Here is a 22024-nt window from a genome sequence, read left to right on the forward strand (position 1 = left end):
ACCGAGTGCTAACGCATCCCTACAGTTGCTATTAGCACTCGTACCCCTCGGGTGCTAAGCCCAAGGTTGCTGCCGGCACCGCGACGACGGTTGGCACCGCGGCTGAAGACGTCAGAAATCTCATGCAAAGGAGAGATCGTGTCGGTCTCCATCAAGCCTCTTGAGGATCGTATTGTCATCCGCCAGCTCGCCGCTGAAGTGACCACCGCTTCCGGCCTGGTCATCCCGGACTCCGCTCAGGAGAAGCCGCAGGAAGGCGAAGTCGTGGCCGTTGGCCCCGGCCGCGTGGACGACAATGGCAACCGTGTTCCGATCGACGTTGCCGTGGGCGATGTCGTGCTGTACTCCAAGTACGGCGGCACCGAGGTCAAGGCCGGCGGTGAGGAGTACCTCGTGCTGTCCTCCCGCGATGTCCTGGCGATCATCGTCAAGTAACGCCCCTACAGCTCATGTAGCGCAGATCCCCGCACCGTGACCGGGTGCCCGGCCTGGCCGGTGCCCCGTCGGTGGCGGGGATCTGCTCTTGAAAGGACACTCATGGCAAAGCAACTGGCGTTCGACGACGCCGCACGCCGCGCGCTCGAGGCCGGTATCGACAAGCTGGCCAACACGGTCAAGGTCACCCTCGGCCCGCGCGGCCGCAACGTCGTGCTGGACAAGAAGTGGGGCGCCCCCACCATCACGAACGATGGTGTGACCATCGCCCGTGAAGTCGAACTGGACGACCCGTACGAGAACCTTGGCGCTCAGCTCGCCAAGGAGGTCGCCACCAAGACCAACGACGTGGCCGGCGATGGCACCACCACCGCCACCGTCCTGGCCCAGGCCCTCGTCAAGGAAGGCCTCCGCAACGTGGCCGCCGGCGCAGCCCCGGGCGAGATCAAGCGTGGCATCGAGACCGCGGTGGAAGCCGTGGCCGACCGCCTGCTGGAGAACGCCCGCGAAGTGGAGGGCAACCACGTCGCGAACGTGGCCGCCATCTCCGCGCAGTCCGAGGAGATCGGCGAGCTGCTCGCCGAGGCCTTCGGCAAGGTCGGCAAGGATGGTGTCATCACCATCGAAGAGTCCTCCACCACCCAGACCGAGCTGGTCCTCACCGAGGGCATGCAGTTCGACAAGGGTTACCTGTCCCCGTACTTCATCACGGACCAGGACCGCCAGGAGGCCGTCCTGGAGGACGCCTTCATCCTGATCAACCAGGGCAAGATCTCCAGCCTTCAGGACCTGCTTCCCCTGCTGGAGAAGACCCTGCAGGCCAACAAGCCGCTGTTCGTGATCGCCGAGGACGTCGACGGCGAGGCCTTGTCCACGCTGATCGTCAACCGCCTGCGCGGCACCCTGAACGTGGTCGCCGTCAAGGCTCCGGGCTTCGGCGACCGCCGCAAGGCCATGCTGCAGGACATCGCGATCCTGACCGGCGCCCAGGTCATCTCCCCGGAGCTGGGTCTGAGCCTGGACCAGGTGGGCCTCGAGGTGCTCGGCACCGCCCGTCGCATCACGGTCACCAAGGACTCCACCACGATCGTGGACGGCGCCGGCACGGCCGACGACGTCGCCTCGCGAGTGGCTCAGCTGCGCGCCGAGCTGGAGCGCACGGACTCCGAGTGGGACCGTGAGAAGCTCCAGGAGCGTCTGGCGAAGCTCGCCGGCGGCATCGGCGTCATCAAGGTCGGCGCCGCCACCGAGGTGGAGCTCAAGGAGAAGAAGCACCGCATCGAGGACGCCGTGTCCTCCACGCGTGCCGCTCTCGAAGAGGGCATCGTCTCCGGCGGTGGTTCCGCACTGATCCACGCTCTCAAGGCGCTGGATGAGAGCCCGGCCGTCGCCGCCCTGCAGGGTGACGCCGCCGCTGCCGTGGGCATCGTCCGCCGCGCGCTGGCCCAGCCGCTGCGCTGGATCGCCCAGAACGCCGGCTTCGACGGCTTCGTGGTGGTCTCCAAGGTCTCCGAGCTGGAGAACAACCACGGGTTCAACGCCAAGACCGGCGAGTACCAGAACCTCATCGAGGCCGGCGTCATCGACCCGGTCAAGGTGACCCGTTCGGCTCTGCGCAACGCGGCATCCATCGCCGCGCTGGTGCTGACCACGGAGACCCTGGTCGCCGAGAAGCCCTCCGACGAGGACGAGCACGCAGGTCACCAGCACTGACCTGCCTCTGACGCGGAAAGGCCCGGATCCCCCCAATGGATCCGGGCCTTTCGTGTTTTCGAGGCAGGCTCACCGGCCGGCAGCCGGCCTCAGCGGCCGGATGTGGCGCTCGGCTTCGGACCTGGAGTGACCGCCGACGACGGCGCGGGGGAGTGCGGCGCGGGCGTCGCGCCGCCCGGTGTGGTCGGGCCGGGCGCGGTCGCGCTGGGCGCGGGGCTCGTGCCCGGGGCCGAGGCTCCGGACGTGGTGCGTGGCGCCACGCCCCATGGTCCGGGCTCCTCGGCGGGAGCCAGGTCGATCGGGATACTGGACCCGTCGGTGGTGAAGAACCGGACGTTCTCCAGGCGCGTGCCGTCCGGGCCGTAGACGAAGAAGGGTCCCACGACCGAGCCGTTGTGGCAGACCCCGTCGTACAGGGTGCACGATCCGCCGGCGGGGATGTACCCGGTGTACTCCTCGGTGCTGTTCGCCACCGAGATCGCCATGGGGACCGTTAGGAGAGACGCGATGACCGTCACCACATTGGTGATCGTCCGCAGCCGGGCAGGCCAGTGTCCGGGCCGGAGGACCCTGGTGCTCCAGCTGACGCTCAGCACCACGCAGAGGATGAAGAACGCCCACGTCAGCGGCCCGTGCGGGAAGACGAAGCGAGGGACGCCCGATCCCCACGCCGATGCGATGATCTGATACACCGTCCACGCCCGCACCACCCACCAGAGCGGTCGCAGCAGGACGAGGAAATCGCAGGTGGCCCGGAGGAGGGGGTATCGGTCTGCGGCGAGGCGGAGCTTGGTGACCGTCTCGCGGTATATGGCAGTGAGGCCACGCGCAGCCCCGGACCGGCTCTCGGTCCTGGGGGCGAGGCCGGCGGACGTCCGCAGTTCCGCCGCGTACGAGACTGGTGACTCCGACGGCGCCGTCCCGGACTCGCGGAACTGCTCCAGGAGGTCGGCGTCGAGACCCTCGGTGAGCTCGTCGACGTCCTGCTTCGGCAGGTCGCCGAGCTCACGCCGGACGGCCGCGGCGTAGTCGGCGATGACTGCCGGGACGCCCGTGATTCCTGTGGTGCTCATTCCGTCTCCTGAGTGGTTTCGGTGGTGCGGGTGCGGGGGAGCGGTGTCCCGGAGATCAGCAGCTCCATGCTGCGCGAGAAGTCCTGCCAGCCTTTGGCCTGGACCTCCAGCAGGGCTTTGCCCTGTGCGTTGATGCCGTAGTACTTCCGGTGCGGGCCCCCGTCGGAGGGCACGACGTAACTGCTGAGCGCGCCCCCGTTGTAGAGGCGGCGCAGCGTGCCGTAGACGGAGGCGTCCCCGACCTCCTCCAGCCCCGCCGCACGGAGCCGTCGGACGACGTCGTAGCCGTAGCCGTCTTCGCGGTCCAGCACGGCCAGCACGGCGAGATCCAGCACTCCCTTGAGCAGCTGTGTCGATTCCACGGAACCTCCCCTCTTCCGGTGATTCTTATGAGCTCTTATCTTCTGCACACGACACTACTACGCAATGCGCACTAGTCAAGAGTGCGCAGCAGTCTCCAGGGGGCTGCAGGGGCCGTCTCGGATACCATGGCTAGTTCCGAGCGAAACCAACCACGGATGACTATGCCTCAGCAGACCTTCAGCGAATCCCTCACGTCACGACGCCAGGAGTCCCTGGCCCGGGGGAGGAGGCGGGCCGTGCCGGACGCCGCCGTGAAGAACCACGAGAGATCGTTCCGCCCCGAGATCCAGGGGCTCCGTGCTCTGGCCGTGCTGATGGTGGTCACCTATCACGTGTGGATGGGCAGGGTCTCCGGTGGTGTGGATGTCTTCCTGTTCATTTCGGCATTCCTCATGACGCTGCAATTCGTGCGGAAGCACGACCGTGGGGTCAAGACCAACCTTCTGCGCCACTATCTCCACGTGTTCTGGCGCCTGCTGCCCCTGGCCGCCCTCGTCATCCTGGCGGTGCTGATCGTGGGCAGGTTCCTCTACCCGGCGACGCAATGGGGAGGGCTTCTCACCCAGGCCTGGTCGTCCCTCCTCTACGCGGAGAACTGGACACTCAAGGCGCTGGCCGTCGACTACTACGCCGACAATCACGCGCTGGCCAGCCCCCTCCAGCATTTCTGGTCGCTGTCCATCCAGGGCCAGGTCTTCATCCTGTGGCCCCTGATCTTCCTGGTGTCCTCGGCGGTCGCCCGCGCCCGGGGGATCGGGTACCGGAAGCTTCTGGCGTTCGTGTTCGGCGCCGTCCTGCTCCTCTCGCTCGCGTTCTCCATCTGGTACACCGCCACCAGTCAGGCCGAGGCCTATTTCGACACCTTTGCCCGGCTCTGGGAATTCGCGCTGGGCTCGCTGCTGGCCCTCGGCCTGAAACATCTCGCGCTTCCCGTGATGGTGCGGGTGGTGCTCGGCTGGGCCGGGGTGGTGGCCATGCTCGCCTGCGGTTTCGTGATCGACGTCCAGGGAGCGTTCCCCGGAGTGGCGGCGCTCTGGCCGACCCTCTCGGCGGCCGCAGTGATCGTCGCGGGCTGGACGGGTTCGCCGTTCGGCGTGGACCGGCTCCTGTCCTCGAAGCCGCTCGTGTCCCTTGGCGGTAATTCCTACGCCCTGTATCTCTGGCACTGGCCGGTGCTCGTCTTCGCCCTGATGGTCCGGGACCGGGAGAACGCCGACGGGAAACTCGGCTTCGCCGTCGTGGTCCTCTCGCTGGCCCTCGCCTACGCGAGCACCTGGCTGGTGGAGAAAAGGCTGCGGACGTGGAGCTGGCCGGATCTCAGGGGGAGGAATGCGCTCGCGGCCTGTGCCGCCGTCGTCGCGCTGGTCAGTGCGCCGCTCGGCTACTGGCAGCTGAATTACAACGCCAAGGTGTCGGCCCCGATCAGCGCGACCGAGCGGGACAACCCCGGCGCCCGAATGCTCGATCCCGACTATGTGGCGCGCAGCTCGCCCGACGCGCCGGTGATGCCTCCCGCGGAGAAGGTGGCCACGGACTGGGTCAGTCTGGACGGTCCGTGTCCCGAGGAGCTCAAGCCGGAGGGCGGAAACGAAGTCGTGGAGCGCTGTGGTTTCCAGGCGCCGCCGTCGGGTGAGGCCTCCAAGACGGTGATGATGCTGGGGCACTCCCACGCCGAGCAGTTCATGGCGGCCGTCAAGCCCCTGGCGGCGCAGGAGAACTGGAACCTCATCGCCCAGCAGAAAGGCGGATGCGCGTTCTCGCCCGTCGAGTCGACGGGCGACAAGGCCTGTGACGACTACAACCGGGACGTCTGGTCCTACGTGCAGCAGGTGAAGCCGGACCTGGTCATCACGATGGCCACCCAGTCGGCGCCGGATTCGCCCCGCGAGGACTTGAGCGTGGGGTTCGAGAGCATGGCGCAGGAGCTCGACAAGCTCGGTATCGACGTCCTCGGCATCCGCGACAATCCGCGCTCGGCCCGCAACCTCAGCACCTGCGCGATCGCGAAGGGCCATGATGACCCTTCCTGCAGCCTTGAGCGCTCGTCCGTCGTGGCCCCGGAACCCGTCTACGAGGGCGAGAAGTACGGCGACAGCCTGGGTTCAGTGAAGTTCATGGACCTCACCGACAGGATCTGCACGACGTCGGCCTGCCCGCCGAAGGTGGGGAACATCTGGGTCTATCTGGACGAGAACCATTTGACGGGAACCTATGCGGCCAGCCTGGCGCCCGCGTTCGAGGAGAAATACGGATCCCTGTTCGGCTCGTGAGCCCGGGCGGGAGCCCGCGACGTGTGTCGTGAGGGCGTCGGGAACGGCGCCGAGCCCGCGCCGAGCAGGTCCCGAGGAGGCGCATAGCCTGCGCACAGGCTAGAATGTAACGATGAGATAACGCTCCAACGGTTGGATAGGTATGCTCACCGCGACGATGAAGAACGCCCTGACACGGCTCTCCAGAGGCCCGGCCCGCACGGCCGGCGCCTCGAGCCCTGGCTCGACCCCGGAAACGGGTGCGGCGCGTTCCTTCCGTCCGGAGATCCAAGGGCTCCGCGCCCTCGCGGTCCTCATGGTGGTGACGTACCACGTCTGGTTCGGCCGGGTCTCCGGCGGCGTGGACGCCTTTCTGCTGATCTCCGCCTTCCTCATGACGCTCCAGTTCACCCGCCGCTTCGAGCGCGGGCAGCGGGTCAGCCTGCCGAAGCACTATCTCCACGTCTTCCAGAGGCTCCTGCCGGCGGCGGTCCTCGTGATCGTGCTGGTGCTGCTGGCCGTGCGGTTCCTCGTCCCTGCCACCCGCTGGGCGGACATCATCGGTCAAGGCCTGGCCTCGCTCTTCTATGTGGAGAACTGGGCTCTTCAAGCGCAGTCCGTGGACTACTACGCGGCGGACCACTCGATGGCCAGCCCCTTCCAGCATTTCTGGTCGCTGTCCATCCAGGGCCAGATCTTCATCCTGTGGCCGCTGATCTTCGTGCTCTGCGGCCTGCTGGCAAGGAAGTTCGGGTGGAATTACCGGGCCGTCCTGATCCCGGTCTTCTCCCTGGTGTTCATCGCGTCCTTCGTCTTCTCGGTGCAGTACACCGCGAGCCACCAGACGTTGGCCTACTTCGACACCTTCGCCCGGATGTGGGAATTCGCGCTGGGCACCTTGCTTGCGCTCGTCCTGCCGTACCTGAACTTCCCCCGCATGGTGCGGATCGTCCTGGGCTGGGCCGGTGTGGTGGCCATGCTGAGCTGCGGTTTCATCCTCGACGTCCAGGGCGCCTTCCCGGGCTACGTGGCGCTGTGGCCGACCCTCGCGGTGTCTGCCGTGCTCATCGCGGGAGCGACGGAATCCCGGATGGGAGTGGACCGGATCCTCAGTTCCAAGGCGCTGGCACGGCTCGGCGGCAACTCCTATGCGCTGTATCTCTGGCACTGGCCCGTGCTGACCCTCGCCCTGGTGGTGGCCGATCGCGAATCCGCGGGCTTCTTGCTGGGCCTGGGCATCATCGTGTTCTCCCTTGCGGCCGCGGTGCTCACCACGCGCTTCGTCGAGAAGCCCCTGAGGAGCTGGAGCTGGGTGGAGCGCCGCACGAGCAACGCGGTGGTGGCCACCGTGACTCTGGTGATGTGTGCGGCCGTGCCGCTGACCGCCTGGCGGGTGGACTACAAATCGAAGGCCATGACGCCCGTGAGTGTCTCCACTGCCACCAACCCGGGCGCCACCAGCCTGGAACCCGGCTACGTTCCCGAGGATCAGCCGGCCACCGCCGTCGTGCCCCAGCCTGAACGGGTCGGCAGTGACTGGTCCACGCTGGAGGGCGGCTGCGAGGGCGCTTTCAGCCCGAGCCAGGGCGATGAGGTCATCCGCAACTGCGCCCTGCAGCCGGCGGAGGGGACGGCCTCCAAGACGGTCCTCGTGGTGGGCCATTCCCACGCCCAGCAGATGCTCGCCGCCATCAAGCCTCTGGCCGCCCAGCAGAACTGGAACCTCATCGCCGACGTGAAGGGCGGCTGCCCCTACTCGGCCGTGGAGTCCACGGGCAACGAGGAATGCGACGCCTTCAACGCCGATCTGCGCCAGTACATCAAGCAGCTCAAGCCGGATCTCGTCATCACGATGGCCACCCAGTCCACGCCGGACTCCCCGGACGAACAGCTGAGCACCGGGTTCGAGAGCACGGCCCGTGACCTCGGCGAGCAGGGCATCAAGGTGGTCGGATTGCGGGACAACCCCCGCTCCTCCAAGAACCTCGCGGAGTGCGCGCTGGTCAAGGGCGTCGACAACCCGGCCTGTGTGATGCAGCGGGATCAGGTCCTGCCGTCAGTGCCCGTGTACGCGCCGCTGGAGCCGGTCCTGAAGAACACCACCTTCATCGACCTCAGCGACTACATCTGCCTGCCCACCACGTGCCCTCCGGTCGTCGGGAAGGTCCGGGTCTTCCTGGATTCGAACCATCTCACCGAGACGTTCGTGGACACGCTCGCGGCGCCGTTCGCCTCGGAGTTCACGCGGCTCATCAAGTGGTGAAGCTCACGACCGCCCGGAGGAACAGCGGCCCCGCTCACCGCGTTTAGAATTAATCAACTACGCACGGACCAGACCCGTAATGACTGGCTGGTCATCTGTTGCACACCCACCCGGTATCCCCGAAAGAGGCGCACTCATGACCACCCCTGAACACGACCCGTTCGGCTTCGTGGGACTCACCTACGACGACGTCTTGCTCCTGCCCGGCCACACCGACGTCATCCCGTCGGACGCCGACACCTCGTCCCGCATCTCCAAGCGCATCACGGTCCAGACCCCGCTGCTGTCCGCGGCCATGGACACCGTCACCGAATCCCGCATGGCCATCGCCATGGCGCGTCAGGGCGGCCTTGGCGTCATCCACCGCAACCTGTCCATCGCGGATCAGGCCGACCACGTGGACCGCGTGAAGCGCAGCGAATCCGGCATGATCACCAACCCGCTCGTGATCGGCCCGGACGCCACGCTCCTCGAGCTGGACCAGCTCTGCGCCCGCTACCGCGTCTCCGGCCTTCCCGTGGTCGACGCCGACAACCGCCTGCTGGGCATCATCACCAACCGCGACACGCGCTTCGTCCCGGAGAGCGAGTACCCCAACCGCCTCGTGCGCGACGTCATGACCAAGATGCCGCTCATCACCGGCCGCGTCGGCATCACGCGTGATGAGGCATCGGATCTCCTGGCGAAGAACAAGATCGAGAAGCTCCCGCTCGTGGACGCCGACGGCCGTCTCCAGGGCCTCATCACCACCAAGGACTTCACCAAGGCGGAGCAGTACCCGCTGGCCACCAAGGACGAGGAAGGCCGCCTCCGCGTGGGCGCCGCCATCGGCTTCTTCGGTGACGGCTGGGAGCGCGCCATGACCCTGGTCGAGGCCGGCGTCGACGCGCTGTTCGTGGACACCGCCAACGGCCACTCCCAGGGCGTGCTGGACATGATCTCCCGCCTGAAGGCCGAGAAGTCCGCCGCGCATGTGGACATCATCGGCGGTCAGGCCGCCACCCGCGAGGGTGCTCAGGCCCTGATCGACGCCGGCGCCGACGGCATCAAGGTCGGCGTGGGCCCGGGCTCCATCTGCACCACCCGCGTCGTGGCCGGTGTGGGCGTCCCGCAGATCACCGCCATCTACGAATCCGCCAAGGCCGCCATCCCGGCGGGTGTTCCGCTGATCGCCGACGGCGGTCTGCAGTACTCGGGCGACATCGGCAAGGCGCTGGTCGCCGGCGCCGACACGGTCATGCTCGGTTCGCTCCTGGCCGGCTGTGCCGAGTCCCCGGGCGACCTGATCTTCGTCAACGGCAAGCAGTACAAGAGCTACCGCGGCATGGGCTCCCTGGGCGCCATGCAGAGCCGCGGCAAGAACACCTCGTATTCGAAGGACCGCTACTTCCAGGCGGACGTCTCCGGTGACGACAAGCTGATCCCCGAAGGCATCGAGGGCCGCGTCGCGTACCGCGGACCGCTCTCCTCCGTGGCCTATCAGCTGGTGGGCGGCCTGCGCCAGACCATGTTCTACGTCGGTTCCCCGAACATCGCCGAGCTGAAGGCCCGCGGCAAGTTCGTCCGGATCACCCCGGCCGGCCTCAAGGAGAGCCACCCGCATGACATCCAGATGACGGTCGAGGCGCCGAACTACACCTCGCGCTGAGTCCCCATGCGGCGCTGAGCTGCACCTCTCGCTGAGCTGCACCTCTCGCTGAGCGGCGCACTTCGCTGAAGCACGACGACGGCGGCGGGTCACCTTCCCAGGTGGCCCGCCGCCGTCGTCGTCTCCGCAGTGTTCATCCCGGCTGACACGCGAACCGCCACGTGGTGCCCGTATCTGTGGGGGATACGGGCACCACGTGGCGGTTCGCGTGAGGGGAGGAGCTCAGGACTCCGCGGTCGTGGGGAGGGTGTTCATCAGGACCTCGCGGTGGATCTTCGCGGCATCCTCGTGCAGCTGGACGCCCGCATCGGTGAGTCCCACCACGAGGGAGCGCCGGTCCTCGCTGCACGCGGAGCGGTGGACGTAGCCGCCCTTCTCGAGACGGTCGACGATCTTGCTCAGGGCGCTCTGTGTCATGGGGGAGACCTGGGTGAGGTCCTTCATGCGGCACTCCGCGTCCCCGTACTCCGCGAGCAGGTCCAGGGTCTCGAAGTCGTTGAGCCCGATCCCGAAGTGCGAGGCCAGCTCACGGTCCAGAGTGTTGGAGGTCTTGAGATAGCAGCTCTGCACGGAGCGCCATTGCTCCACGAGGGCCGTGGCGTCTGTAGTTGACATGCGCCCATTTTAGTCCATGACGGAATATTTTTCCACGGAAACATTTTCCTTGTCATTCGATGATGCGTCATATAAGTTGTTGCCATGGATTCAGGAAGCACACTGACCGCAGCCCCCGCGACAGGGGCCGGCCCCCGGACCTCCCCGGCAACCGGCCTGGCTGTCTCCGACCTTCTCTGGAGCCGCCGCACCTGGCTGCTCCTCGTGACCCTTTGCATCGTTCTCGCCCTCGATGGCCTCGACGTCTCCATGGTGGGCGTCGCCCTCCCCTCCATCGGCCAGGAACTCGGACTCGGAACCGGCTCCCTGCAGTGGATCGTCTCGGCGTACGTCCTCGGCTACGGCGCCCTGCTGCTGCTCGGCGGCCGCATGGCGGACCTCCTCGGCCGCCGCCGCGTGTTCCTCGTGGCCCTGAGCGTCTTCGGCCTCGCCTCCCTCCTGGGCGGACTGGTCAGCGACCCCACCCTGCTGATCGCCACCCGTTTCATCAAGGGACTCGCCGCCGCGTTCACCGCTCCGGCCGGTTTCTCGATCATCACCACCAACTTCGTCGAGGGCCCCGCCCGCAACAAGGCGATCTCCATCTACGCGACCTTCGGCGCCAGTGGCTATTCGCTGGGCCTGGTGGTCGGTGGATTCATGACCGAGCTGAGCTGGCGCTGGACCTTCCTGGTCTCGGTGCCGGTGGCCGCCCTGGTCCTGCTGATGGCCCTGCGGTTCATCCCGCGTGACCGCCCCGCTGCTGAGGGCGGACACGACATCTGGGGAGCCGTGAGCCTGGCCCTCGGCATGCTCGGCCTCGTCTTCACCGTGGTCCAGGCCCCGGATTCCGGCTGGACCTCGCCCTTCACCATCGGAGGGTTCGTCCTCTCCGCCGCGGTGCTCGCGCTGTTCGGGTTCATTGAGACCCGTACCCGTCACCCGCTGATCCGTTTCGGCATCCTCCGGGAAGGCTGGGTGGCCCGCGCCAACCTGGCCGCCGTCGCGCTGTTCGGCTCCTACCTGAGCTTCCAGTTCATCGTCACGCTGTTCCTGCAGTCAGTTCTCGGCTGGGCGCCGCTCTCGATGGCGCTGGCCCTGCTGCCCGCCGGACTCCTGGTGGTCAGCAGCGCACCGTTCGCGGACAAGCTCATCGACCGCTTCGGCGCCACCCGCCTGATCGTGGTCGGCCTGACCGCGCTGACGGCCGGATACGCCTGGTTCCTGCGCATCGGCCCGGACATCAACTACGTGGTGGACGTCCTGCCCTCGGTTCTCCTCCTCGGCGTCGGCTTCGCCCTCGGCTTCCCGGCGATCAATGTGCAGGCGACGGCGGGCATCCACGACGACGAGCAAGGCCTCGCTGCCGGCCTCATCCAGTCGAGCACCCAGGTGGGCGCGGCGCTCGTGCTCGCCGTCACGACGGCGATCGTCACCTCGGGCACGCACGGCGGTTCGCCTACGCACGACGCTTCGGCCATGCTCGCCCAGTTCCGTCCGGGCCTCGTGCTCAGCATGGTGATCGCGGTGGTCGGTCTCGCCATCGCGCTGTTCCCGCAGCGCCGCCGGTCACGCGTCTGACCCACCCGCGCCCGTCTCACTCGCGGCCCTCTCCCTCGCGAAGGAACAGCTGATGCCCCCACAACCCGGTTGTGGGGGCATCAACTGTTCCTTCGCGTGGCGGGGTGGTCCGTCAGGAATCAGAGGGGCCCGTAGCTCGCGTTGCCGATCGGGTCCCGCCACGTGGCCAGGTCCCGCTCCAGGAGGGAGCGGAGGTCCGGGTCGGTGGCGGCGCGCTTCCGGAAGGACTCGCGGGCCCGGCCCTGGATGGCCGAGGGGACCACGATGCAGGCGGTGAGCAGCAGGACGAAGAGGACGTATGCTCCCACGAGTCCGGTCACGGTCGCGGCGCCTCTGGACGCCATCCCGGGTGCCATCGTGGCGAGGATCCCGCCCAGCACCAGCGCCAGGAACCCCGCCATGATGAGTCCGCCGCGCGCGGAGCCCGGCCCGCGGGAGATCAGGGTGCGGGACGTGTCAGGGAGCGCCGAGCGGACCCGCTTCCAGAAGATGAGTCCCAGGACCAGCAGGGCCGCACCCAGGATGCCGAGCACGAGTACGGCGGCCAGGGCGCTCGTCATGACGGTGATGAAGGCGCCGGCGAGAATGAGGACTGGGCCCATGCCGATCGCACTGCTCCACGCCGCCGACAGCGTCCCCTGGGTGTCCGCCAGCTGACGAAGCCGGGAAGGCGCGTTCGGCGGGCTGACCCGGGCGAGCTCGGGATCCAGCCAGTAGTCCAGCGGATGGGATGGTTGCTGCAAGGGTGCCGGGTAGGGAATCGCCATCCAGCGTCAGAGACCGAGGCCCTCGCGCAGGCGCGCGTCCAACTCGTCCTTGGCGAGCGCGGTGGACGGAAGGTTCTCGCCGTCGCCGAGCGCAAGGGACAGGGAACCGTCCGGATCGGCCTTGACGTTCACCGCCCGCGAGGTCCCGTCTGCGAAATGGCGGCGGAGCGTCGCAGCGGCGGGCAGGCCGTCGGGGGCGGTGCCCAAGTAGTAGTTCACCATCTGGACGGCAGTGAGGAACATGCCTTCGGAACTGGTGAGGGGCCGCAGTTCGTGCACGCCGTACTTGCTCAGGCTCAGCACGAGCGCGCCGTCGGCCGCACCGAAGAGGAAGTAGACGTGGTCCGCGTCCGGGGTGACCAGGGCGACCTCGAGCCAAGCGTCGGACGATGCCAGTACGCCGGTGACCGCGACGGCGGGGCCGGTGGGCAGCAGGCTGTCCTGCTCCACGGTCATGAGACCGCGTTCCAGCAACGTGGCCACGCCCGCCTGCTCCAGGGGCGCCCCCGCGGCATGGTCAAGGCGGAACATCGTCTGGCACTTCTGCGCGCCCGGCGTCCCGGCCAGGGCGATGAGGGCGATGAGTTCGTGCTCGGTGATGAGCAGGGGTGCGTCGTCTGGGGTGGTGGTGGTCATGTCAGCCTTCGTGTCGACGTTTCTGGTTCTCAGTCTAGGGATGCCGGATCATCAAGTGAGCCAGCCCCAGACCTTCTTGGCGCCGTCAGCCACCGCGTCCACGGTCTTCTTGGCGCCGTCGGCGACGGCGTTCGCCACGTTCTTGGTGCCTTCCCAGACGTGTTTGGCCCCGTCGGCCACCATCTCCGAGGCGGACCCATATCCGAGATGAGTGGCGAGCAGACCCATGCCGCCCCAGGCCACACCCGCGACGGCGAAGAACGGACCTGCGCCGGGGATGAAGCTGCCGGCTGCGAGCACAGTAGAGATGCCGCCGTCGATCGCCATGCCGGTGTTGCCGGTGGCGAGGCCCTGAGTGAACTGGAGTCCGCCGGTCACCACGCCCAGGCCGCCGGACAGGCGGCCCAGCATCGACGTTCCGTTGAGAAGCTGGGTGCCCCTGACATAACCTGCCTCGGCGGCCATGCCGTACTGGGCGCTCAGCCAGGGCCACTTGGTCAGCTCGGTCACCAGGCCGCCTTTGGCCATGGTCGCCAGGAGATTGTCCGCGTAGAGGCCGGCACCGGTCACCAGGCCATTACCGGCCCACCATTCGGGGCTGCCGGCCACGGAGAGGATGCCCTCCAGCCCGGTAGGGGCGTCCGGGCTTCCGGGACCACCTGAGCCGCCCGGCCCGCCGGAGCCTCCGGGTGTGCCAGTGCCGCCGCCCGGGCCTCCGCCGACCGAGCCGCCGTTGGTGCTCGCACTCTGTTGTTCGTCCGCCTGGCCGAGCAGCAGCTTCGACGCATCGCTCAGCGACTGGGAAGCCTTGTGCAGCATGGGCCGCAGCGTGCTGCTCCATTCCCGGCGGAAGCGCTCGCCGTCGTCGCCCTTCCAGGCGACGCCGGACACCAGGCTGTTGACCTGCATCTCCGTGTTCTTCAGCCGCGAGCCGGAGAGGCCCATCGACTTCGACAGGGCCCTCAACTGCTCGACATCGGCGCCGTAAAAGCCCGGGGCCATGGATCATCCTCCTTGACGGGACACCGCTCTTCCGTGTCAGCCTAGGGTCTGCTCGACTCCGGCGCGATGGGGAGGGGTGCCCATGGGACGGAAGAAGCCCCCGGAACCGTCCTCGGGCGAGGTATGCGGCGCGGTCTTCGAAGGTGACGCCGATCGTTCGACGCCGACGGGAACAGTGCCGCCGTGACCAGGCACGCTGTTACTGTGAGGGCATGTCACTCACGGTGTGGATCACGGCTGTCGAACCCCTCTCCGCAACGACCGTCCGGCGGAGCGAGGGACGCCGGTGACGGCGCACAGCCTGCCCCCGGGAGGCGGTTACACGGCCGGCTCCATCACCCAGAACGTGTCGGGCCCTCTGACCCGTTCCGCGGTCTTCCTGGTGCTGTCCGTCGAGGACGACCCGGGTGCTCTCGACACCGTCCGTGATGTGCTCTCGGATCTGGACGGCCTCGTCAAGACGGTGGGGTTCCGTGATCTGAACGGGCGCCTGTCCTGCACGGTGGGAATCGGCGACCGCATCTGGACGCCACTGTCAGGCCTGCCCAAGCCCGCGGAACTCCAGCCGTTCCGGGAGATCGTCGGGGCCACCCACGCCGCCGTCTCGACTCCGGGCGACCTGCTCTTCCACATCCGCTCCGACCGCCAGGACCTCTGCTTCGAATTCGAGCGCCTCCTGCTCGCCGCCCTGGGCGCGTCCGTGAGCACCGTGGACGAGGTCTCGGGCTTCCGGTATTTCGACGCCCGTGACCTGCTGGGTTTCATCGATGGCACCGCGAACCCCGTCGGCCCGGACCTCCCCGAGTCCGCCCTGGTGGGGGAGGAGGATCCTCAGTTCGCAGGCGGCAGCTACGTGGTGGTCCAGAAATACCTGCACCCGATCAGGGCGTGGCAGGGCCTCACCACGGAGCAGCAGGAGAAGATCATCGGCCGCACCAAGGCCGACAACGTCGAACTGGACGACGCCGTGCACGGCCAGAAGTCCCACAAGACACTTGCCACGATCACGGATGAGAACGGCGAGCACGACATCGTCCGGGACAACATGCCGTTCGGCACCCCGGGCGCCGGCGCCTTCGGAACCTACTTCATCGGGTACTCCCGGCACCTCTGGGTGATCGAGAGGATGCTCGAACGCATGTTCATCGGCGATCCTCCCGGACTGCACGACCGGCTGCTGGACTTCTCGACGGCGGAGACCGGCACCACGTTCTTCGTCCCCACCGCCGAGATGCTCGCCGCTCTCGACGACACCGCCGCTGCCGCAGAGACTTCAGCGCCGCCCGCCGAGGAGAACGTGCCCGCGGTGGCCGAGCCCGCCGTCGTCGGGCCGGAGACCGCTGTCCCCGCCACGGCAGGTGCTGCACCCGCCGCCGGCTCCCTGGGGATCGGTTCCCTGCGGAACGCACCCACCCCCTGATCGCCCCCGACCGCCTTGCCCGAGCACGCCCGCCGAAAGGACCAGTCATGAATCACCTGCTGCGCGAACACGCTCCGATCACCCGGGACACCTGGGCGATGATCGACGACGAGGCGAAGACGCGGCTGTCCGCGGCTCTGGGCGCCCGCCGTCTGGTCGACTTCGCCGGCCCGCTCGGCTGGCAGCACTCCGCGACGTCGACGGGCCGGGTCGGTCCGGTCGTGTCGGCCCCGGCGGAGGGCGTGATCGCCCGGCCGCGGAAGGTGCTGCCGCTCGCCGAGGTCCGGGCGGGCTTCTCCATGTCCCGCGAAGAGCTCGACGCCGCCACGCGAGGAGCCGTGGATGTGGACTTCGCGACTCTCGACGCCGCAGCCCGGAAGATCGCCGAGGTCGAGAACTCAGCGGTCTTCGACGGCTGGGACGAACTCGGCATGACGGGCATCGCCGCGGCTTCCCCGCACACCCCGATCCAGACCGGCGACGACCCCCGTCGTCTCGCGGTCCACGTCGCGGCCGCGGTGGCCGCGCTCAAGAACTCGGGGATCGGCGGCCCCTACGGTCTCGCCCTCGGTTACGACGCCTGGGTGAACGCGAACGGCGGCAACGACATGGGCGGTTCGCCGCTCCTCACGCACCTGCAGCGCATCCTGGAAGGCCCCGTGCAGTGGACTCCGGGCATCAACTCCTCCGTGGTGCTGAGCCTGCGTGGCGGGGATTTCATCCTGGAGAGCGGTGAGGACCTGGCCGTGGGGTATGCGGACCACTCCGCCTCGAGCGTGGAGCTGTACCTCCAGGAGACCTTCAGCTTCCGCGTGGCGACGCCGGAGGCCGCGATCGTCCTCGCCTGAGCGACGCAATCCGTCCGGAACCCGCTTCACGATAGAGTTGGACGCGTGACTTACGAGATTGAGATTGGCCGTGGGAAGCGCGGACGCCGTGCGTATGGACTCGATGACATCGCGATCATCCCCAACCGCCGGACCCGTGACCCGCAGGACGTGAGCGTGTCCTGGCAGATCGACGCCTACAAGTTCGACATGCCGGTGATCGCCGCTCCGATGGACTCGGTCATGTCCCCGACCACGGCCATCCGCCTCGGTGAGCTCGGCGGCCTCGGCGTGCTGGACCTCGAAGGTCTCTGGACCCGCTTCGAGGACCCGCAGGCTCAGCTGGACCGTATCGCCGAACTGCAGCAGGAGTCTCCGAGCGAGCTCGTGACCCGCACCCTGCAGGAGATCTACCAGGCTCCTATCCAGGCCGAGCTCATCACCCAGCGCCTTGCCGAGATCCGCGCCGCAGGCGTCACCGTGGCCGGCTCGCTCACGCCGCAGCGCACTCAGGAGTTCTACAAGACCGTCGTGGCCGCCGGTGTCGACATCTTCGTCATCCGCGGCACCACGGTGTCGGCCGAGCACGTCTCCAAGACCACGGAGCCGCTCAACCTCAAGCAGTTCATCTACGAGCTGGACGTCCCGGTGATCGTGGGCGGCGCCGCCGGGTACACCCCGGCGCTGCACCTCATGCGCACCGGTGCGGCCGGCGTCCTCGTGGGCTTCGGCGGTGGCGCCACCACCACGACGCGCCGCGCCCTCGGCATCCACTCGCCGCTGGCCTCGGCCATCTCGGACGTCGCCGCCGCGCGCCGCGACTACCTGGATGAGTCCGGTGGGCGCTACGTGCACGTGATCGCCGACGGCGGAATGGGCACCTCGGGCGACATCGTGAAGGCCATCGCCATGGGCGCCGACGCCGTGATGCTCGGTTCCGCTCTGGCACGTGCCGAAGAGGCCCCGGGCAAGGGCTGGCACTGGGGCGCCGAGGCGCACCACCCGGAAATCCCGCGCGGCGACCGCGTCCAGATGGGCACCGTCGGTCCGATGGAGGAAGTCCTCTTCGGGCCGGGCCACCACACGGACGGCACCTCCAACCTGATCGGCGCCCTGCGCCGGTCCATGGCGACCACCGGCTACTCGGACCTCAAGGAGTTCCAGCGCGTGGACGTCGTGGTGCGCCCGCGGCACTGAGCTGCCCCGCACCCGCCGATCCACAAGACGACGGCGCGGCCACCCGAGAGGGGGCCGCGCCGTCGTCGTGTTCGGGGCTGTTTGCTGCCACGCCACCGAGTCCGCTATCCAAGGTCTGAGTCCGCTACATCGTGTAGCGGACTCAGACCTTGGATAGCGGACTCAGCCCGACCTCGCGGTCAACGGCCGACTCCCGGCCCTGTGCTCGTCCATGACGGAGTGGTGACAGCGGAGATTTCCCGATTCAGCGTGGGCGGGGTACTTTCCTCACATATCGCACGTTCTTTGGGGGATCGAGTCATGGTGAATTTTCACGCGCGGCATCAGAGCGCTTTCCGGCGCACAGGCGGAGCCGCCCGAGCCGCGGCGTTTCTCGTGGGGGCGGCCGTGCTCCTGACGGGGTGCTCGGGAACGGTGAGCACCGCGGGACGCAGCGCCTCGGCGTCGTCGTCCGCCTCGCCGACCATCACCTGTCCCAGCCCGGAACCGACGGTCACGGTGACAGCGACGGCGGGCATCGAACCGTCGCCGGCCGCGACGGAATCCGCCTCGACCGCGCCCTGTCCTACCGCCACGGAGACTGTCACCGTGGCGCTCCACCGGTCGGGTGAGTCCTGTGCGAGGTCCGGCGACACCTATCTGGCCGTGGAACCCGCCCTGCTGTGCTTCAGGAACAAGGCCGGCAAAGCACTGTGGATGACGGCCGCCCAGGTGCGCCAGACCCAGGCGGATGTCGCCAAGGCGAAGGCCGTGGCCGAGGCTGCGCGGAAGAAGGCCCAGGAAAAGGCCCAGGAGGCGGCCCGGCAGAAGGCCGCGGCGGCAGAGCTGCAGAAGGCTGCGGCAGCGGCCCAGCAGGCCGCCGCTGAGGCACAGAAACCTCAGGCACCGGCGGAGCAGACGCCTCGCCGGTTCGTGCCGGAAGCACCCCAGAACCCGCCCGCACCGGTGGCTCCCGCGGTTCCGGATCCGGGCTCGGTGTACTACGCCAACTGCGCTGCCGTCAGGGCGGCAGGTGCGGCTCCGATTCATATCGGTCAGCCGGGATACAGCCCGAAACTGGACCGCGACGGCGACGGAGTCGGCTGCGAATAGAGGGCTCCCTCCAGCGACGACGACGGCGCGGCCACCCGGGAGGGGGCCGCGCCGTCGTCGTGTTCGGCGCTGTTTCGGGCCGGGTGCGCTGAGATCGTCACCCCGCCGTGCCCTGCCGCTGAGAACGCTATCGGGGGTCTGAGTCCGCTACATGGTGTAGCGGACTCAGACCCCCGATAGCGAACTCAGCCGGGTTTCAGGTGCTCGCTCCGGGCGTCCAGCCGGCGTCGAGCAATTCCTGGATCCGGGCGAACTCCCGCCGATGCCATTGCGCGTGCTGCTTCCGGCACGCGCTCGCGGGGACCAACGACCACTTGCGGTGGTGATGAGTGCAGATCCGTTCCACCAGGGTGCCCTTCTCTCTCGGTTCGAGGCGAAGTTCGAATCGTTCCTCGGGTCCGCTCTGGCCCCAGCTGCGGGCCACGATCTTCCGGAACGGGACTTCTTCGAGGATCTCGACCGCGGCGTGGAACTCCTTCCCCGCACGCTTGGCCACCAGGTGGTGGACTTCGCCGACACCCTCCGCCGGCGGATCCGCATACCCACGGACGGCTCCGGGAACCAGCAGCGGCGCATATTCGGCGGGCCGGAGCAGGCCCCAGATCAGTTCGACGGGAGCGAAGATCTCGGCGCTGTCACGCATCTCCACGACGCGGTGCTTTCCGGCGTCACGGTCTGGTCCTGAGGTCCACCACGGCATGGGGCCAGCGTATCCACTCCCGGATGCCACAGCGAACCGGATGCCGGGGCGAACCAGCCTGAGGAAGCGCGGGCCAGGGAAGATCAGACCCGGGTGAAGTACCGCTCGACGGCCGTCAGGTACTCCTCGTTCCACGCGTGATGTCCGGCCTGATGCTTCTCGAGGCTGACCGGGGCGTCAGGGCCATGGCTGAAGAAGGAGATGAGTGTCAGCTCCGTCCCTTCGCCTGAAGGCGCCAGATGATATTCCTGTCGGGACAGCGGATCGTGGCTGCCCCAGCCCCGGACGACCGCCAGACGGTTTTCCACCTCCTCGACAACGACGATGGCGCTGAGCTGCTCCTCGCCGTCGACGACGGCGAGGAAACACTGGATCGCGCCTCCGACCTCGGGCTGAGCGGGAGCCGAGAAGGTCTGGACGATCTCCGGGTTCAAAAGCCTCGCCTTCTCCGCCGAACGGATCAGGTTCCAGACGGCAGGTGGGTCCGCGGCGATCGCCCGTGAATTCCGGACGGTGAACAGCGACGGCACGTCGGAAGGGCCGTTCTTCTTCGATCTGAACCATGGCATGGTGCCAATCTAACCTCAGGAGGCAGGACCGCGGCTCACTGCAAGCGGTGTCGAACAGACCGTCTTCGCCCCTGCCCAAGGAGCCCCCGAAAGACTAGGGTGGAACCAAGTCTTAGCCACGCATATCGGGAGGCTTCCATGAGCCAGAATGCCAGCAGCAAGGTCCTCGGTCCGGAACAGCGCGAGCTGTCCATCGAGGCACTCAAGAAGACCACGGAGCCGGGTCAGGAACTCGACATCCTGATCGTGGGCGGTGGTGTGGTCGGGGCCGGTGCCGCCCTCGACGCCGTCACCCGCGGCCTCAAGGTCGGCATCGTCGAGCAGCGTGACTGGGCCTCCGGCACGAGTTCCCGCTCGTCCAAGCTCATCCACGGCGGTCTCCGCTACCTCGAGATGCTGGACTTCGCCCTCGTCACGGAAGCGCTGCAGGAACGCGGTCTGCTGATCCAGCGCATCGCGCCGCACCTGGTCCGCCCCGTGCCGTTCCTGTATCCGCTCTCGAAGAGGTTCGTCGAGCGTCCCTACGTCGGCGCGGGCATCCTCCTCTACGACACCCTTGGCATGACCAGCGGCAACGCCCGCGGGGTCCCCATGCACAAGCACCTCACGCGGCGCGGCACGCTCAAGGCCGCTCCGAGCCTCAAGGATGACGCCATGGTGGGCTCCATCCGCTACTACGACGCCCAGGTGGATGACGCCCGCCTGGTGGTGAACATCATCCGCACCGCCGCCGGTTACGGCGCCCACGCCGTCAACCGCATGAAGGTGGTCGAGTTCCTCCGGGAGGGTGAGCGCGTGGTCGGCGCGCGTCTGGAGAACATGGAGGACGGCAGCACGTTCGACGTCGCCGCACGCCAAGTCGTGAACGCCACCGGCGTGTGGACGGATGAGACGCAGGCCCTGGTCACCGACCGTGGTCAGCTCAAGGTGCGTGCGTCCAAGGGCATCCACCTGGTGGTTCCCCGGGATCGTTTCCAGTCGACGGTCGGATTGATCCTCCGGACCGAGAAGAGCGTCCTGTTCGTCATCCCGTGGGGACGGCACTGGATCATCGGCACCACGGACACCGACTGGAAGCTGGACAAGGCCCATCCGGCCGCGTCCAGCAAGGACATCGACTACGTCCTGGAGCACGTCAACAAGGTGCTCAAGCGCCCTCTGACCAGGGAGGACGTCGAGGGCGTGTACGCCGGGCTCCGTCCGCTGCTGGCCGGTGAAAACGACTCGACGGCGAAGCTCTCCCGCGAGCACGTCGTGGCCCATCCGGTGCCGGGACTCGTGGTGGTGGCCGGCGGCAAGCTGACCACGTACCGTGTGATGGCCAAGGACGCCGTGGACGAGGCGGTGCGCGGTCTCGACGACCGGATCGCTCCGAGCTGCACCGAGGGCATTCCGCTGCTCGGAGCCGAGGGCTACAAGGCCGCCTGGAATCGCCGTCATCGCAGCGCGGAGGAAGCCGGGATCCATGTGGCCCGGGTGGAGCACCTGCTGAATCGCTATGGTTCCGAGACCCAGGAGCTTCTGGACCTGATCCGGGAACGCCCGGAGTTGGCGGAACCGTTGCCGGGAGCGGATGATTATCTGGGCGCCGAAGTGGTCTTTGCGACTACCCATGAGGGCGCCCGTCATGTGCATGATGTCCTCACCCGCAGGACCAGGATCTCCATCGAGTCCTGGGACCGTGGGGTCTCCGCGGTGCCGGTGGTGGCCCGCCTCATGGGGGAGGTGCTCGGCTGGAGCCCCGTCCAGGAGGAGAGCGAGGTCAAGCACTACCTGGCCCGGGTGGAGGCCGAACGCCTGTCGCAGGAGCAGCCGGACGACGAGTCCGCCGATGCGGCACGGATCGGCGTGGATGACATCATCCCGCTCCGCTGAGGACGACGCCTGGAGGCGCC

At 67.9% G+C, this 22024-nt stretch carries 20 protein-coding genes; 11 read left to right on the top strand and 9 right to left on the bottom strand.

All coding sequences use genetic code 11. The features are described 5' to 3' along the window. Nucleotides 1-138: 138 nt before the first annotated feature. A complete protein-coding gene (gene groES, locus AB6732_RS02110; protein ID WP_066211406.1) occupies nucleotides 139-435 on the top strand; it encodes a co-chaperone GroES in 297 nt (98 codons plus the stop codon). A gap of 102 nt (nucleotides 436-537) precedes the next feature. Next, the gene (gene groL / locus AB6732_RS02115) at nucleotides 538-2148 is read left to right on the top strand and encodes a chaperonin GroEL (RefSeq protein ID WP_066211404.1); all 1611 of its coding nucleotides are present in this window, start codon (nucleotides 538-540) and stop codon (nucleotides 2146-2148) included. 89 nt (nucleotides 2149-2237) lie between these two features. Here groL and AB6732_RS02120 read toward each other — a convergent pair whose 3' ends face one another. Both AB6732_RS02120 and AB6732_RS02125 read right to left on the bottom strand, forming a co-directional pair. Further along, on the bottom strand, nucleotides 2238-3221 hold the full coding sequence (locus AB6732_RS02120) for a hypothetical protein (RefSeq protein ID WP_370957886.1): 984 nt from the start codon (nucleotides 3219-3221) through the stop codon (nucleotides 2238-2240). Continuing rightward, complete coding sequence (locus tag AB6732_RS02125) at nucleotides 3218-3583, bottom strand: PadR family transcriptional regulator (protein WP_370957888.1); 366 nt, start codon at nucleotides 3581-3583, stop codon at nucleotides 3218-3220. Before AB6732_RS02125 ends, AB6732_RS02120 begins: the two co-directional genes overlap by 4 nt. 156 nt (nucleotides 3584-3739) lie before the next feature. On the opposite strand from AB6732_RS02125, the gene AB6732_RS02130 reads away from it, so the two are divergent. The 3 genes from AB6732_RS02130 to guaB all read left to right on the top strand — a co-directional run bounded on the left by AB6732_RS02130 (nucleotide 3740) and on the right by guaB (nucleotide 9744). Continuing rightward, nucleotides 3740-5854: an acyltransferase family protein gene (locus AB6732_RS02130; protein WP_370957890.1), complete on the top strand. Its 2115-nt coding sequence runs from the start codon at nucleotides 3740-3742 to the stop codon at nucleotides 5852-5854. A 142-nt stretch (nucleotides 5855-5996) separates the two neighbouring features. Next, nucleotides 5997-8096, top strand: coding sequence for an acyltransferase family protein (locus AB6732_RS02135; protein WP_370957892.1), 2100 nt, complete (start codon nucleotides 5997-5999; stop codon nucleotides 8094-8096). A 136-nt stretch (nucleotides 8097-8232) separates the two neighbouring features. Further along, nucleotides 8233-9744 (top strand): IMP dehydrogenase, encoded by a 1512-nt coding sequence (gene guaB / locus AB6732_RS02140; RefSeq protein WP_370957894.1) that lies wholly within the window; start codon nucleotides 8233-8235, stop codon nucleotides 9742-9744. A 222-nt stretch (nucleotides 9745-9966) separates the two neighbouring features. Here the strand turns inward: guaB and AB6732_RS02145 are convergent, their stop codons facing one another. Continuing rightward, nucleotides 9967-10359 carry a MarR family winged helix-turn-helix transcriptional regulator gene (locus tag AB6732_RS02145; protein WP_370957896.1) on the bottom strand — a complete coding sequence of 131 codons (393 nt, stop codon included), beginning with the start codon at nucleotides 10357-10359 and terminating at the stop codon, nucleotides 9967-9969. Between the two features lie 84 nt (nucleotides 10360-10443). On the opposite strand from AB6732_RS02145, the gene AB6732_RS02150 reads away from it, so the two are divergent. Continuing rightward, entirely contained in the window at nucleotides 10444-11919 is a 1476-nt protein-coding gene (locus AB6732_RS02150) for an MFS transporter (RefSeq protein WP_370957898.1), read from the top strand. A 119-nt stretch (nucleotides 11920-12038) separates the two neighbouring features. Here AB6732_RS02150 and AB6732_RS02155 read toward each other — a convergent pair whose 3' ends face one another. The 3 genes from AB6732_RS02155 to AB6732_RS02165 are packed head-to-tail and all read right to left on the bottom strand — an operon-like array spanning nucleotide 12039 to nucleotide 14324. After that, nucleotides 12039-12686 (bottom strand): hypothetical protein, encoded by a 648-nt coding sequence (locus tag AB6732_RS02155; RefSeq protein ID WP_370957900.1) that lies wholly within the window; start codon nucleotides 12684-12686, stop codon nucleotides 12039-12041. Nucleotides 12687-12692: 6 nt separating this feature from the next. Further along, nucleotides 12693-13322: a hypothetical protein gene (locus tag AB6732_RS02160; protein ID WP_370957902.1), complete on the bottom strand. Its 630-nt coding sequence runs from the start codon at nucleotides 13320-13322 to the stop codon at nucleotides 12693-12695. Nucleotides 13323-13373: 51 nt separating this feature from the next. Continuing rightward, nucleotides 13374-14324, bottom strand: a complete 951-nt coding sequence (locus tag AB6732_RS02165; protein ID WP_370957904.1) for a hypothetical protein — start codon at nucleotides 14322-14324, stop codon at nucleotides 13374-13376. Nucleotides 14325-14610: 286 nt separating this feature from the next. On the opposite strand from AB6732_RS02165, the gene AB6732_RS02170 reads away from it, so the two are divergent. The 3 genes from AB6732_RS02170 to AB6732_RS02180 are packed head-to-tail and all read left to right on the top strand — an operon-like array spanning nucleotide 14611 to nucleotide 17768. Beyond that, complete coding sequence (locus AB6732_RS02170; protein WP_370957906.1) at nucleotides 14611-15744, top strand: Dyp-type peroxidase; 1134 nt, start codon at nucleotides 14611-14613, stop codon at nucleotides 15742-15744. A 47-nt stretch (nucleotides 15745-15791) separates the two neighbouring features. Continuing rightward, nucleotides 15792-16592, top strand: coding sequence for a family 1 encapsulin nanocompartment shell protein (locus AB6732_RS02175; protein ID WP_370957908.1), 801 nt, complete (start codon nucleotides 15792-15794; stop codon nucleotides 16590-16592). A 45-nt stretch (nucleotides 16593-16637) separates the two neighbouring features. Continuing rightward, nucleotides 16638-17768 (top strand): GuaB3 family IMP dehydrogenase-related protein, encoded by a 1131-nt coding sequence (locus AB6732_RS02180; RefSeq protein ID WP_066211386.1) that lies wholly within the window; start codon nucleotides 16638-16640, stop codon nucleotides 17766-17768. Between the two features lie 323 nt (nucleotides 17769-18091). Here the strand turns inward: AB6732_RS02180 and AB6732_RS02185 are convergent, their stop codons facing one another. Continuing rightward, complete coding sequence (locus tag AB6732_RS02185) at nucleotides 18092-18355, bottom strand: hypothetical protein (protein ID WP_370957910.1); 264 nt, start codon at nucleotides 18353-18355, stop codon at nucleotides 18092-18094. 1 nt (nucleotide 18356) lies between these two features. On the opposite strand from AB6732_RS02185, the gene AB6732_RS02190 reads away from it, so the two are divergent. Next, nucleotides 18357-18860, top strand: coding sequence for an excalibur calcium-binding domain-containing protein (locus tag AB6732_RS02190; RefSeq protein ID WP_370957912.1), 504 nt, complete (start codon nucleotides 18357-18359; stop codon nucleotides 18858-18860). A 196-nt stretch (nucleotides 18861-19056) separates the two neighbouring features. On the opposite strand, the gene AB6732_RS02195 is transcribed toward AB6732_RS02190, so the two are convergent. Together AB6732_RS02195 and AB6732_RS02200 are read right to left on the bottom strand one after the other, a co-directional pair. Then, on the bottom strand, nucleotides 19057-19560 hold the full coding sequence (locus AB6732_RS02195; protein WP_370957914.1) for a hypothetical protein: 504 nt from the start codon (nucleotides 19558-19560) through the stop codon (nucleotides 19057-19059). 83 nt (nucleotides 19561-19643) lie between these two features. Then, a complete protein-coding gene (locus tag AB6732_RS02200; protein ID WP_370957916.1) occupies nucleotides 19644-20129 on the bottom strand; it encodes an SRPBCC domain-containing protein in 486 nt (161 codons plus the stop codon). 138 nt (nucleotides 20130-20267) lie between these two features. Between AB6732_RS02200 and AB6732_RS02205 the strand changes: the two genes are divergently transcribed. After that, nucleotides 20268-22004 (top strand): glycerol-3-phosphate dehydrogenase/oxidase, encoded by a 1737-nt coding sequence (locus AB6732_RS02205; RefSeq protein WP_370957918.1) that lies wholly within the window; start codon nucleotides 20268-20270, stop codon nucleotides 22002-22004. Nucleotides 22005-22024 lie beyond the last annotated feature (20 nt).

Source organism: Arthrobacter sp. RCC_34 (assembly GCF_041360795.1).
Taxonomy (GTDB): Bacteria; Actinomycetota; Actinomycetes; order Actinomycetales; family Micrococcaceae; genus Arthrobacter_E.

Coding starts and splice junctions, on each gene's coding strand:
- AB6732_RS02145 (WP_370957896.1), bottom strand. CDS start 10,359: ATGTCAACTACAGACGCCACGGCCCTCGTGGAGCAATGGCGCTCCGTG.
- AB6732_RS02195 (WP_370957914.1), bottom strand. CDS start 19,560: ATGCCGTGGTGGACCTCAGGACCAGACCGTGACGCCGGAAAGCACCGC.
- AB6732_RS02155 (WP_370957900.1), bottom strand. CDS start 12,686: ATGGCGATTCCCTACCCGGCACCCTTGCAGCAACCATCCCATCCGCTG.
- AB6732_RS02135 (WP_370957892.1), top strand. CDS start 5,997: ATGCTCACCGCGACGATGAAGAACGCCCTGACACGGCTCTCCAGAGGC.
- AB6732_RS02150 (WP_370957898.1), top strand. CDS start 10,444: ATGGATTCAGGAAGCACACTGACCGCAGCCCCCGCGACAGGGGCCGGC.
- AB6732_RS02205 (WP_370957918.1), top strand. CDS start 20,268: ATGAGCCAGAATGCCAGCAGCAAGGTCCTCGGTCCGGAACAGCGCGAG.
- groL (WP_066211404.1), top strand. CDS start 538: ATGGCAAAGCAACTGGCGTTCGACGACGCCGCACGCCGCGCGCTCGAG.
- guaB (WP_370957894.1), top strand. CDS start 8,233: ATGACCACCCCTGAACACGACCCGTTCGGCTTCGTGGGACTCACCTAC.
- AB6732_RS02165 (WP_370957904.1), bottom strand. CDS start 14,324: ATGGCCCCGGGCTTTTACGGCGCCGATGTCGAGCAGTTGAGGGCCCTG.
- AB6732_RS02120 (WP_370957886.1), bottom strand. CDS start 3,221: ATGAGCACCACAGGAATCACGGGCGTCCCGGCAGTCATCGCCGACTAC.
- AB6732_RS02130 (WP_370957890.1), top strand. CDS start 3,740: ATGACTATGCCTCAGCAGACCTTCAGCGAATCCCTCACGTCACGACGC.
- AB6732_RS02175 (WP_370957908.1), top strand. CDS start 15,792: ATGAATCACCTGCTGCGCGAACACGCTCCGATCACCCGGGACACCTGG.
- AB6732_RS02200 (WP_370957916.1), bottom strand. CDS start 20,129: ATGCCATGGTTCAGATCGAAGAAGAACGGCCCTTCCGACGTGCCGTCG.
- AB6732_RS02160 (WP_370957902.1), bottom strand. CDS start 13,322: ATGACCACCACCACCCCAGACGACGCACCCCTGCTCATCACCGAGCAC.